This window comes from Brenneria tiliae, from assembly GCF_023347575.1.
GTDB lineage: Bacteria > Pseudomonadota > Gammaproteobacteria > Enterobacterales > Enterobacteriaceae > Brenneria > Brenneria corticis.
The window spans coordinates 212,453-224,693 of record NZ_JAKPCB010000103.1 but is presented as its reverse complement, the minus strand read 5'-3'; the positions used below and the strand labels follow the sequence as shown (position 1 = coordinate 224,693).

General features: G+C 57.8%; 12 protein-coding genes and 1 other annotated feature (1 of these 13 only partly in view). Of the genes, 8 read left to right on the top strand and 4 right to left on the bottom strand.

The window, feature by feature from the left end:
- Window positions 1–96 (top strand) — a sequence feature (His leader region); it begins 26 nt to the left of the window's first position.
- Between the two features lie 48 nt (window positions 97–144).
- Genes hisG through hisIE form a run of 8 tightly spaced genes read left to right on the top strand, consistent with a single transcriptional unit; the run spans window position 145 to window position 7,225 of the window.
- Window positions 145–1,044 carry an ATP phosphoribosyltransferase gene (hisG, locus tag MFP24_RS21865; RefSeq protein ID WP_009113207.1) on the top strand — a complete coding sequence of 300 codons (900 nt, stop codon included), beginning with the start codon at window positions 145–147 and terminating at the stop codon, window positions 1,042–1,044.
- A 5-nt stretch (window positions 1,045–1,049) separates the two neighbouring features.
- Complete coding sequence (gene hisD, locus MFP24_RS21860) at window positions 1,050–2,375, top strand: histidinol dehydrogenase (RefSeq protein WP_249232548.1); 1,326 nt, start codon at window positions 1,050–1,052, stop codon at window positions 2,373–2,375.
- Window positions 2,372–3,442: a histidinol-phosphate transaminase gene (gene hisC, locus MFP24_RS21855; RefSeq protein ID WP_249232549.1), complete on the top strand. Its 1,071-nt coding sequence runs from the start codon at window positions 2,372–2,374 to the stop codon at window positions 3,440–3,442. The genes hisD and hisC overlap by 4 nt, the downstream gene beginning before the upstream one ends.
- Window positions 3,443–3,457: 15 nt before the next feature.
- On the top strand, window positions 3,458–4,525 hold the full coding sequence (gene hisB, locus MFP24_RS21850) for a bifunctional histidinol-phosphatase/imidazoleglycerol-phosphate dehydratase HisB (protein ID WP_249232550.1): 1,068 nt from the start codon (window positions 3,458–3,460) through the stop codon (window positions 4,523–4,525).
- Entirely contained in the window at window positions 4,525–5,115 is a 591-nt protein-coding gene (gene hisH / locus MFP24_RS21845) for an imidazole glycerol phosphate synthase subunit HisH (protein ID WP_249232551.1), read from the top strand. Before hisB ends, hisH begins: the two co-directional genes overlap by 1 nt.
- Before the next feature lie 6 nt (window positions 5,116–5,121).
- The gene (gene hisA / locus MFP24_RS21840; RefSeq protein WP_249232552.1) at window positions 5,122–5,859 is read left to right on the top strand and encodes a 1-(5-phosphoribosyl)-5-[(5-phosphoribosylamino)methylideneamino]imidazole-4-carboxamide isomerase; all 738 of its coding nucleotides are present in this window, start codon (window positions 5,122–5,124) and stop codon (window positions 5,857–5,859) included.
- Window positions 5,841–6,617: an imidazole glycerol phosphate synthase subunit HisF gene (hisF, locus tag MFP24_RS21835; RefSeq protein WP_249232553.1), complete on the top strand. Its 777-nt coding sequence runs from the start codon at window positions 5,841–5,843 to the stop codon at window positions 6,615–6,617. Before hisA ends, hisF begins: the two co-directional genes overlap by 19 nt.
- Entirely contained in the window at window positions 6,611–7,225 is a 615-nt protein-coding gene (hisIE, locus tag MFP24_RS21830; protein ID WP_249232554.1) for a bifunctional phosphoribosyl-AMP cyclohydrolase/phosphoribosyl-ATP diphosphatase HisIE, read from the top strand. The genes hisF and hisIE overlap by 7 nt, the downstream gene beginning before the upstream one ends.
- 128 nt (window positions 7,226–7,353) lie before the next feature.
- Here hisIE and MFP24_RS21825 read toward each other — a convergent pair whose 3' ends face one another.
- The 4 genes from MFP24_RS21825 to cmk form a co-directional block, all read right to left on the bottom strand.
- Window positions 7,354–8,994 (bottom strand): methyl-accepting chemotaxis protein, encoded by a 1,641-nt coding sequence (locus tag MFP24_RS21825; protein WP_249232555.1) that lies wholly within the window; start codon window positions 8,992–8,994, stop codon window positions 7,354–7,356.
- Window positions 8,995–9,236: 242 nt separating this feature from the next.
- Complete coding sequence (ihfB, locus tag MFP24_RS21820) at window positions 9,237–9,521, bottom strand: integration host factor subunit beta (RefSeq protein WP_009113215.1); 285 nt, start codon at window positions 9,519–9,521, stop codon at window positions 9,237–9,239.
- Window positions 9,522–9,619: 98 nt separating this feature from the next.
- A complete protein-coding gene (gene rpsA, locus MFP24_RS21815; protein ID WP_136165785.1) occupies window positions 9,620–11,293 on the bottom strand; it encodes a 30S ribosomal protein S1 in 1,674 nt (557 codons plus the stop codon).
- 108 nt (window positions 11,294–11,401) lie between these two features.
- Complete coding sequence (gene cmk / locus MFP24_RS21810; protein ID WP_136165786.1) at window positions 11,402–12,088, bottom strand: (d)CMP kinase; 687 nt, start codon at window positions 12,086–12,088, stop codon at window positions 11,402–11,404.
- Window positions 12,089–12,241 lie beyond the last annotated feature (153 nt).

The following is a 12,241-nucleotide window of genomic DNA, read 5'->3' as shown; positions in this document are numbered from 1 at the left end:
CTTTCAGGCGATTGGTGCTGGAAGACGTTCAGATCTTCCAGTGGCGCAGAACGTAAAGAGAGCCCTCGGAAGATCGACTTCCGAGGGTTTTTTTTATCCCGCTTTTTAAAAGTAGTTGTTAATTTGACAGGTAATGAGGTTTCCATGCTGGACAAAACACGTTTACGGATAGCAATGCAGAAGTCAGGCCGCCTGAGCGACGATTCGCGCGAACTGCTGGCACGTTGCGGTATTAAAATCAATTTGCAGCAACAGCGTCTTATCGCCTTTGCGGAAAATATGCCCATCGACATTCTGCGCGTGCGTGATGACGATATTCCGGGACTGGTGATGGACGGGGTCGTCGATCTGGGCATCATCGGTGAAAACGTACTGGAAGAAGAACTCCTCAATCGCCGGGCGCAAGGGGAAGACCCGCGCTATTTCACCCTGCGCCGTCTGGACTTCGGCGGCTGTCGCCTCTCGCTGGCGATGCCGCTGGATGAAGAGTATACCGGCCCGCAGTGCCTGCAAGAGAAACGTATCGCCACCTCCTACCCTCACCTGCTCAAGCAATATCTGGATAAACAGAATATCAATTTCAAATCCTGCCTGCTGAACGGCTCCGTGGAAGTGGCGCCCCGCGCCGGGCTGGCCGACGCGATTTGCGATCTGGTTTCCACCGGCGCGACGCTGGAAGCCAACGGCCTGCGCGAAGTGGAGGTCATTTACCGCTCCAAGGCCTGTCTGATTCAGCGCGACGGAGAAATGCCCGCCGACAAGCAGCTGTTGATCGATAAATTACTTACCCGCATGCAGGGCGTGATTCAGGCGCGTGAGTCAAAATATATTATGCTGCACGCGCCCAGCGAGCGTCTGGATGAGGTTATCGCCCTGCTGCCGGGCGCGGAACGTCCGACCATTCTGCCGCTGGCGGGCGATCAGAGCCGGGTGGCCATGCATATGGTCAGCAGCGAAACCCTGTTCTGGGAAACCATGGAAAACCTGAAGTCGCTCGGCGCCAGCTCCATTCTGGTGTTGCCGATTGAAAAAATGATGGAGTGACAGCGATGGCCGACAGCAACGCGATTAGCAACTTCAATACCATTATCGACTGGCAAGGCTGCTCCGCCGAGGAGCGGCGCCAACTGCTGACCCGTCCGGCGATCTCGGCGTCAGACCGCATCACCGGCATCGTGGAAGAGATTCTGCGCAACGTAAAAAGCCGCGGCGACGGCGCCCTGCGCGAATACAGCGCCCGCTTTGATAACGTTCAGGTCGATACCCTCCGCATTAGCGAAGCGCAGATTGCCGCCGCGGCCGAGCGCCTTGACGACGAGGTCAAGCAGGCGATGGCGGTTGCGGTGCGCAATATTGAAACCTTTCACAACGCGCAGAAATTACCCGTGGTCGATGTTGAAACCCAGCCCGGCGTGCGCTGCCAGCAGTTGACCCGGCCGATCGCCACCGTCGGGTTATATATTCCCGGCGGGTCGGCGCCGCTGCCGTCAACCGTGCTGATGCTGGGCACCCCCGCGCGCATCGCCGGCTGCCGGCGCGTGGTGCTGTGCTCGCCGCCGCCCATCGCCGATGAAATCCTCTATGCCGCGCAGCTGTGCGGCATCAGCGAAGTGTTCCAACTGGGGGGCGCTCAGGCGATCGCCGCCATGGCGTTCGGCAGCGAAAGCATCCCCAAGGTCGATAAAATTTTCGGTCCCGGCAACGCCTACGTCACCGAGGCGAAGCGTCAGGTCAGCCAGCAGCTGGCCGGCGCCGCGATTGATATGCCCGCCGGGCCGTCCGAAGTGCTGGTGATCGCCGACGGCGGCGCCACTCCGGCGTTCGTCGCCGCCGACCTGCTGTCGCAGGCGGAACACGGTCCCGACTCGCAGGTTATCCTGCTGACGCCCGACGCCGCGCTGGCCAAAGCCGTCGCCGAGGCGGTGGAGCAACAGCTCGCCCAGCTTTCACGGGCGGAGATCGCCCGGCAGGCGCTCTCTTCCAGCCGGGTTATCGTGGCGCGCGATCTGGCGCAGTGCGTTGAAATCAGCAACCAGTACGGCCCGGAACACCTGATTATCCAGACGCGCGACGCGGAAAAATGGGTCGACGCCATCACCAGCGCCGGTTCGGTATTTCTCGGCGACTGGTCGCCGGAATCCGCCGGCGATTACGCCTCCGGCACCAACCACGTGCTGCCCACCTACGGCTATACGTCCACCTACTCCAGCCTGGGGCTGGCCGACTTCCAGAAGCGGATGACGGTACAGCAGCTGACGCCGCAGGGCCTGTTGCAGCTGGCGCCGACCATCGAAACCCTGGCTCAGGCCGAACGGCTTACCGCCCACAAAAATGCCGTCACCCTGCGCGTCGCCGCCCTGAAGGAGCAAGCATGAGCATTGAACAACTGGCGCGCGGCAACGTGCGCGCCCTGACGCCCTATCAGTCGGCGCGCCGCCTGGGCGGCAACGGCGACGTGTGGCTCAATGCCAACGAGTTCCCCCGGGCGCCTGAATACCCGTTGACCCTGCAGACGCTGAACCGCTACCCGGAGTGCCAGCCGAAACAGGTGATTGAGCGCTATGCCGACTACGCGGGATTAACCAGCGACCAGGTTCTGGTCAGCCGCGGGGCGGACGAAGGTATTGAGTTGCTGATCCGCGCGTTTTGCGAGCCGGGCAAAGACGCCATTCTGTTCTGTCCGCCCACCTACGGCATGTACGCGGTCAGCGCCGAAACCTTCGGCGTGGAGCGCCGCACCGCGCAAAGCACCGACGACTGGCAGCTGGATATGGCCTCTATCGAGAGCCAGCTGGACGGCGTAAAACTGGTGTATGTGTGCAGCCCCAATAACCCGACCGGCAATCTGGTGAACCAGGACGACCTGCGCCGCCTGCTGGATCTGACCCAGGGCAAGGCGCTGGTGGTGGTGGACGAAGCCTATATCGAATTCTGCCCGCAGGCGTCGACCGTCGGCTGGCTGGCGGACTACCCGCACCTGGTCATCCTGCGCACCCTGTCCAAGGCCTATGCGCTGGCCGGCCTGCGCTGCGGCTTTACCCTGGCCAGCGCGGAGGTGATTGCGCTATTGCTGAAAGTGATCGCCCCTTATCCGCTCGCCCTGCCGGTAGCCGATATCGCCGCGCAGGCGTTGAGCGCGCAGGGGGTGGCGAAAATGCGCCGCAACGTGGCCGAGGTGGTGGAAAACCGCCGCTGGCTGGCCGAACGCCTGGCGCCGCTGGCCTGCGTGGAAAGCGTATTCCCCAGCGAAAGCAACTATCTGCTGGTGCGTTTTACCGCTTCCAGCCAGGTATTCAAGACGCTGTGGGATCAGGGCATTATCCTGCGCGATCAGAATAAGCAGCCCGGATTGTCCGGCTGTTTACGCATCACCATCGGCAGCCGTGATGAATGCGAACGCGTTATCGAAGCATTACGGTCATTACCCGGCATCAACGCTTAATCTCAAGGAGCCAATGTGAGCCAGAAATATCTCTTTATCGACCGTGACGGAACATTGATTGCCGAGCCGCCAGAAGATTTTCAGGTTGACCGGTTGGATAAGCTGGCGCTGGAGCCGGACGTGATCCCCTCCCTGCTGGCGCTGCAAAAGGCGGGGTTCAAACTGGTGATGATCACCAATCAGGACGGCCTCGGCACCGCCAGCTTCCCGCAGGAGACCTTCGATCCGCCGCATAATCTGATGATGCAGATTTTCACCTCCCAGGGCATTCGCTTTGCCGACGTGCTGATCTGTCCGCATCTTCCGGCCGACCAGTGCGCCTGCCGCAAGCCGAAAACGGCGCTGGTGACGGCGTATCTGAACGACGGCGCCATAGACGTTGCCCACAGCTATGTGATCGGCGATCGGGAAACCGATATACAGTTGGCGGAAAACATGGGCATCGGCGGCCTGCGCTATCAGCGCGACGGCCTGAACTGGCGCGCCATCGCCGACCAGCTCACCAAACGCAACCGCCACGCCCACGTCAACCGCGTTACGCGCGAAACGGCCATTGACGTCAACGTCTGGCTGGATCAGGAAGGCGGCAGCAAAATCAATACCGGCGTCGGCTTTTTCGACCACATGCTGGATCAGATCGCCACCCACGGCGGTTTCCGCCTGAAAGTAGAGGTGAAGGGCGATCTGTATATCGACGATCACCACACGGTGGAAGATACCGGGCTGGCGCTGGGCGAAGCGCTCAGCAAGGCGCTGGGCGATAAACGCGGCATCGGCCGTTTCGGCTTCGTGCTGCCGATGGATGAATGTCTGGCGCGCTGCGCGCTGGATATTTCCGGGCGGCCGCATCTGGAATACAAGGCCGAATTCAGCTATCAGCGCGTGGGCGATCTGAGCACCGAAATGGTCGAACACTTCTTCCGCTCGCTCTCCTACGCCATGGGCTGCACGCTGCACCTGAAAACCAAGGGGCGCAACGACCACCATCGCGTCGAAAGCCTGTTCAAGGCTTTCGGCCGGGCGCTGCGTCAGGCCATCAGGGTCGAGGGCGATACGCTGCCGAGTTCAAAAGGGGTGTTGTAATGAAGGTCGTCATTCTGGATACCGGCTGCGCCAACCTCTCTTCGGTCGATTACGCCGTACGGCGCCTAGGCTACCAGCCCGTGGTCAGCCGGGAGGCCGAGGTGGTTCTGCACGCCGACAAGCTGTTTTTACCCGGCGTCGGCACCGCGCAGGCGGCAATGAACCAACTGGCCGAACGCGAACTGATCGACCTGATTAAGGCCTGTACCCAGCCGGTGCTGGGTATCTGCCTCGGGATGCAACTGCTCGGCACAGCCAGCGATGAAAACGGCGGCATCGCCACGCTGGGCATTGTCGATGCGCCGGTGAAGCTGATGAAGGACCAGGGTTTGCCCCTGCCCCATATGGGTTGGAACCAGGTGATACCGCAGGCCGGGCACCGCCTGTTCCGCGATATTGCGGAAAACGCCTACTTCTACTTTGTCCACAGCTACGCCATGCCGGTGTGTCCGCACACCATCGCGCAGGCAAACTACGGCGACCCCTTCACCGCCGCGCTGGAGAAAGACAATTTCTTCGGCGTACAGTTTCACCCTGAACGTTCCGGCGCGGCCGGGGCGCAGTTGCTGAAAAACTTTCTGGAGATGTAGATCGTCATGATTATTCCCGCATTGGATCTGATAGACGGACAGGTGGTCCGTTTGCATCAGGGCGATTATGGTCAGCAGCGTCAGTACGGCAGCGATCCCCTGCCCCGGCTGCAGGACTACCAGCAGCAGGGGGCGCAGGTATTGCATCTGGTCGATCTGACCGGCGCCAAAGATCCGTCCGCCCGTCAAATCCCGTTGCTGAAAACGCTGCTGTCCGGCGTAAGCGTGCCGGTTCAGGTCGGCGGCGGCATCCGCAGCGAGCAGGACGTCGAGGCGCTGCTCAACGCCGGCGCGCGCCGCGTGGTTATCGGCTCCACCGCGGTAAAACAGCCGGAGCTGGTGCAGCAATGGTTCACCCGCTACGGCGCGGAAGCGCTGGTGCTGGCGCTGGATGTGCGCATTGACGCCGCCGGCGTCAAACGGGTGGCGATCAGCGGCTGGCAGGAGAACTCGGAGTCGACGCTGGAGCAAATCGTCGAACGCTATCTGCCCTTCGGCCTGAAACACGTGCTGTGCACCGATATTTCGCGCGACGGCACCCTGAGCGGCTCCAACGTGGAGCTTTACCACGAAATCAGCCAGCGCTACCCGCAGGTCGCCTTTCAGGCTTCCGGCGGCATCGGCAATCTGGCCGATATCGCCAATTTGCGCGGCAGCGGCGTACAGGGCGTGATCGTCGGGCGTGCGCTGCTGGAAGGTAAATTCAACGTAGCGGAGGCCATTTCATGCTGGCAAAACGGATAATTCCCTGTCTGGACGTGCGTGACGGGCAGGTGGTCAAAGGCGTACAGTTCCGCAACCATGAAATTATCGGCGATATCGTTCCCCTGGCGCAGCGTTACGCCCAGGAAGGCGCCGATGAACTGGTATTTTACGATATCACCGCGTCATCGGACGGCCGCGTGGTCGACAAGAGCTGGGTATCCCGCGTGGCCGAGGTGATCGACATTCCTTTCTGCGTGGCCGGCGGCATCAAAAGCGTGGAGGAAGCCGGGCAGATCCTCTCTTTCGGCGCGGATAAAATTTCCATCAATTCCCCGGCGCTGGCCGATCCGCAGTTGATTACCCGTCTGGCCGACCGTTACGGCGTGCAGTGCATCGTCGTCGGGATCGATACCTGGCATGATGCGGCAACCGGCCGTTATCACGTCAATCAATACACCGGCGATGAAACGCGCACCAAGGTCACCACCTGGGAAACGCTGGACTGGGTGGAAGAAGTACAGAAACGCGGCGCCGGAGAAATCGTGTTGAATATGATGAATCAGGACGGCGTGCGCAACGGTTACGATTTACACCAGCTGAAACTGGTGCGGGAAGTCTGCCATGTGCCGCTGATCGCCTCCGGCGGCGCCGGCACCATGGCGCATTTTCTGGCCGCTTTCCAGGACGCCGCGGTTGACGGCGCGCTGGCGGCGTCGGTATTTCATAAGCAGATCATCAATATTGGTGAACTGAAAAACTATCTTAAGCAACAAGGCGTGGAGATTCGAGTGTGTTAAGCGACGAACAAAAAAACCGACTGGATTGGGAAAAAACCGACGGTCTGCTGCCTGTGGTGGTACAACATGCGGTTTCCGGCGAAGTTCTGATGTTGGGCTATATGAATCAGGACGCGCTGCAGGCCACCGAAGAGAGCGGTAAGGTGACGTTTTTTTCCCGCACCAAACGGCGTTTGTGGACCAAGGGCGAATCCTCCGGCAACTTTCTCCATGTGGTATCTATTACGCCGGACTGCGATAACGATACGCTGCTGGTGCTGGCCAATCCGATTGGGCCGACCTGTCATCTGGGCAGCAGCAGCTGCTTTTCCCCCGCCGCCAGCGACTGGCAATTTCTCTACCAGTTGGAACAGTTGCTGAGCGCGCGCAAAAACGCCGATCCCGCCAGCTCCTATACCGCCCGGTTATACGCCAGCGGCACCAAGCGCATCGCGCAGAAAGTGGGGGAAGAGGGGCTGGAAACCGCGCTGGCGGCCACCGTGCACGACCGGGAAGAGTTGACCAACGAAGCCGCCGACCTGATGTACCACCTGCTGGTGCTGTTGCAGGATCAGGATTTGGATCTGGCGACCATTATCAATCGCTTAAAAGAACGCCATAATAAATAGGCGTAGAAATGGCGCCGTTTGCGGTGCCATTTGAGGTTGCAGACGAAACCACTCCCCGAATACCGCCACCGGTCATCCCCGCGGCAGTATGCGGGGATCTGCTTTTGCAAGCGGCCGGAGATTCCTGCCTACGCAGGAATGACGGCTTTGGATTTGCCATCACCAATGGCTAACTTGTCAATGGCTAACCCGGGCGCAGTAAGCTGCCGCTCGCGTTTCACCCTGAAGGCGTCCATCGCCACGATAAGCTCCCTGGATTGTTCGGCAAGCGAACGCGTCGCCATCGACGCCTGTTCCACCAGCGACGCATTGTGTTGCGCCACGTCCTCCATCTGATTGACCGCAATATTGATCTGATCAATGCCATGACTCTGTTCCTGCGACGCCTGAGAAATCTCTTTCATCAACACGTTGACGTTGATAATTTGCTCGGAAATGGCCGACATCGTTTCTCTTGCCCTGGTGGTTAACTGAGATCCCTCCGCAACGCGCAGGTTGGAATCGGCAATCAGCGCATGAATCTCTTTGGATGCCTGCGCGCTGCGCTGCGCCAGCGTTCTGACTTCGTTCGCCACCACGGCGAAACCGCGTCCCTGTTCCCCGGCACGCGCGGCTTCCACCGCCGCGTTCAACGCCAGTATATTGGTCTGGAAGGCAATGCCGTCAATCACGCTGAGAATATTGCTGATGCTGGCGGCGCTGGTGGCGATCTCCTGCATTTTCTCCGTCACCTCTTGTACGACGCGACTCCCCTGCTGCGCCGTATTGGCGACATCTTCCGTCAGGTCATGTCCCTGGCGCGCGTTTTCCGCATTGTTTCTGACCGTGGACGTCAACTGCTCCATACTGGCCGCCGTTTGCTGTAACGACGCGGCCGACTCTTCCGTACGGCGCGATAAATCCTCATTGCCCTGCGCCAGCTCCCTGCTGCCCACATCAATCTGTTCGCTGGCCTCCCGCACGCGGATAACGGAAGTCGCCAGCGATTGCTGCATGGCCTGGAGCGCCGCATTTAAACGTCCCAGCTCGTTGGGTCCGCAAGGCGGGAGAGTTTGCGTCAAATCACCTGCCGCCACGAACTCCAGATGCTGAATCGCCGTATTGAGCGGTTTAAGCAATATGTGACGCAATATGACCCAGGAGAAAATAACCAGCGTAACGACCAGCAGACAACATGCGCCTATCAGCGTCAACATCCGTGAACGTTCCAGCGCGGCATAGCCCAACTGTTCCACCCCCGCCTGCTGCGCGTAATCAAAATAATCTTTGTTGGCCTTGTCAAATATCGTTCCCAGCTGTCTGAGCTGGGTGACCTGGTAGAGATAATAACGGTCGATATCCCTGTTTTTCAGGGCATCCAGCATCGGTGTGATGCCATGCTCATAATAGTTTTGGTAGGCTTGCGCAATAACGTCCGCCAATTGCTCTCCTTTCCCGGTTCCTCTCGTCGCGGCGAAGAAGCGCTGCAAATCCTCTTTGGCGGCGTTCGCATACTGGGCGGAACGTCCCGCGGCGGCTGCGGCGTCGTCCCATTGGCCGGTTTCCAACGCCCGTATGGCAAATGAAGCGGCGACGCGTACCCGTTGCATATTGGTATTGCTACTGGCCAGATTCCCTAATTCAACTCCCTGAATTCGGTTAATCACGTTCATCGATTGGTAGCTTTTATTAATGGCGATAATTCCCATCCCGCTGACCAGTAATAGCAACAGGGTCATAAAAGCTAATAAAATCAGTATTCCGGTACGAATTGATAATGCTTTCAACATAATAACCTCATCGAGCAAAGCGCGTTTATTCGTATGATGGTTATCGGTGTTATTTTTTGGGGATTTATGACGTCATCTCGTTTTTGATTGAAACATCGCAATTTTGCCAAAGAAAACAAGATAGTAGGGGTTAAAGGCCGACGAAAAAAAACGGCGCCTTTGCAGGTGCCGTTTTAAAATTCTTATTTAACAATCTATTGCAAGTAATAGCGTTAGACGCCACGTGCTATCGGGGTAGTAATTTACCCGTAAATATTTGCACGATCGCGCAGTTCCTTACCCGGTTTGAAGTGAGGGACGTACTTGCCTTCCAACTCGACTTTTTCACCCGTTTTCGGATTGCGGCCAACGCGCGGTGCACGGTAGTGAAGTGAAAAACTGCCGAACCCACGGATCTCAATACGATCGCCTTCGGCCAACGTAGTGGCCATCTGCTCGAGCATCTCTTTCACTGCATCCTCAACCGTTTTGGCCGGGATATGAGATTGCTGTCCAGCAAGTCTTTCAATAAGTTCAGACTTGGTCATGGTTCCTCCAAGTGGGTGATAAGCTAAGTAATCACCATAACTTACTACCGTTTCAAGAGCGGGCGACCAATGTCGCCCGCTCCGCCGTTTTTACCCGATTACTCGCCTTTCGCTGCTTTGAACGCTTCAGCCATGGCGCTGGAGAAGTTGCTTTCTTCCTGTTTGTTGTTAACAGTAGCAATAGCATCTTTCTCGTCGGCTTCGTCCTTGGCACGAACGGACAGGCTGACAACGCGGTTTTTACGATCGACGCCGGTGTATTTGGCTTCAACGCTGTCGCCAACGTTCAATACCAGGGTCGCGTCTTCAATGCGATCGCGAGAAGCTTCAGAAGCGCGCAGGTAACCTTCCACGCCGTCCGCTAACTCAACTGTAGCACCTTTGGCGTCAACCGCGGTGACTTTACCAGTAACAATAGCACCTTTCTTGTTCAGAGACAGGTAGTTATTGAACGGGTCTTCCGCCAGTTGCTTCACGCCCAGGGAGATACGTTCACGCTCGGCGTCAACCTGCAATACGACAGCGGCGATTTCATCGCCTTTCTTGTATTCGCGCACGGCTTCTTCGCCGGCCACGTTCCAGGAGATGTCGGACAGGTGAACCAGACCGTCGATGCCGCCATCCAGACCGATGAAGATACCGAAATCGGTGATGGATTTGATCTTGCCTTCAACGCGGTCGCCCTTGTTGTGGGTTTCGGCAAACTGCTGCCACGGATTGGCTTTGCACTGTTTCAGACCCAGGGAGATACGGCGACGTTCTTCGTCGATATCCAGAACCATCACTTCCACTACGTCGCCAACGTTGACCACTTTGGACGGATGGATGTTTTTGTTGGTCCAATCCATTTCGGAAACGTGAACCAGGCCTTCAACGCCCTCTTCGATTTCAACGAAGCAGCCGTAGTCGGTCAGATTGGTTACGCGGCCGGTCAGGCGGGTGCTTTCCGGATAACGTTTGGCGATAGCAACCCATGGATCTTCGCCCAGCTGTTTCAGGCCCAGGGAAACGCGCGTACGCTCGCGGTCGAATTTCAGCACCTTAACGGTGATTTCGTCGCCCACATTGACGATTTCGCTCGGATGTTTAACGCGTTTCCAAGCCATATCGGTGATATGCAGCAGGCCGTCGACGCCGCCCAGATCAACGAACGCACCGTAGTCGGTAAGGTTCTTGACGATACCTTTGACTTCCATGCCTTCCTGCAGGTTTTCCAGCAGTTGATCGCGTTCGGCGCTGTTTTCGGATTCGATAACCGCACGGCGGGAAACCACAACGTTGTTGCGTTTCTGATCCAGCTTGATAACTTTGAACTCAAGCTCTTTGCCTTCCAGATGCAGCGTGTCGCGTACCGGACGCACGTCTACCAGCGAACCCGGCAGGAACGCGCGAATGCCGTTCAGCTCAACGGTGAAACCACCCTTCACTTTACCGTTGATAACGCCGGTAACGGTCGCCGCTTCTTCGTAAGCTTTTTCCAGCGTCAGCCATGCTTCATGACGTTTGGCTTTCTCACGAGACAGCAGCGTTTCACCGAAGCCGTCTTCTACGGCATCCAGCGCTACGTCTACTTCATCGCCAACCTGAATTTCCAGTTCGCCCTGCGCGTTTTTGAACTGCTCTACCGGAATGGCGGATTCAGATTTCAGACCGGCGTCAACCAGTACCACGTCTTTATCAATAGCAACCACAACGCCGCGCACGATGGAACCGGGACGGGTTTCGATTTCTTTCAGGGATTCTTCAAAGAGTTGAGCAAAAGATTCAGTCATGTTGATAATCTTAGGAGTCTTCAATTTAACGTCCATCCGGCATCCTGCTCGATGGGGTTGTTTAACATGCCCCGCTGTGCATCCTTACAGCGAGGTAAAAATTCATTTTTAAGCGTGCCTGGCCAGAATTTCACGGGCATAGGCCAGCGCTCGCGCAATCACTTCGTCAATCGTCATCGCCGTTGAATCCAGCACCAGCGCATCTGCTGCCGGCACCAGCGGCGCAACGGGCCGATTACGGTCGCGATCGTCGCGCTCCCTTATCTCGGATAAAAGACGTTCAAAGTTAACACTAAAGCCCTTCGCCTGCAACTGTAGCATACGTCGCTGGGCGCGTTCCTCCGCGCTGGCATCAAGGAAAATCTTCACCGGCGCATCGGGAAACACCACGGTTCCCATATCGCGGCCGTCGGCGATCAGTCCCGGCGCTTCGCGAAACGCGCGCTGCCGGCGCAATAACGCTTCGCGAACCCGGGGGAAGGCCGCGGCCTGCGACGCCGTATTGCCGACCTCTTCAGCGCGGATCTCGTTACTGACGTCCTCGCCTTCCAAAACCACTTTTAGCTGCCCGTCTTCAGAGATAAAACGCACATCCAGATGAGAGGCCAGAGGAACCAGCGCTTCTTCTGAATGGATATCCACCTGATGATGTAGGGCCGCCAGCGCCAGAACGCGATAAATCGCGCCCGAATCCAGCAGGTTCCACTGTAAAGCTTCTGCCAGCGCTTTGCACAACGTACCTTTGCCTGCGCCACTCGGTCCGTCAACCGTAATGACCGGTGCAGTCACCGCCATCTTTCTCTCCTTTACACTGGGAAATCCCGTTGATGTCGTTTTTAGACATTACGGTGCTTCATTATACGCATCAATGGCGAGAAAGGTTATATCGACGGGAAAAATAAGACGGCGCCTGATAGCGGGCCGGCGCTTTTGCCGATGGGTAAGGCA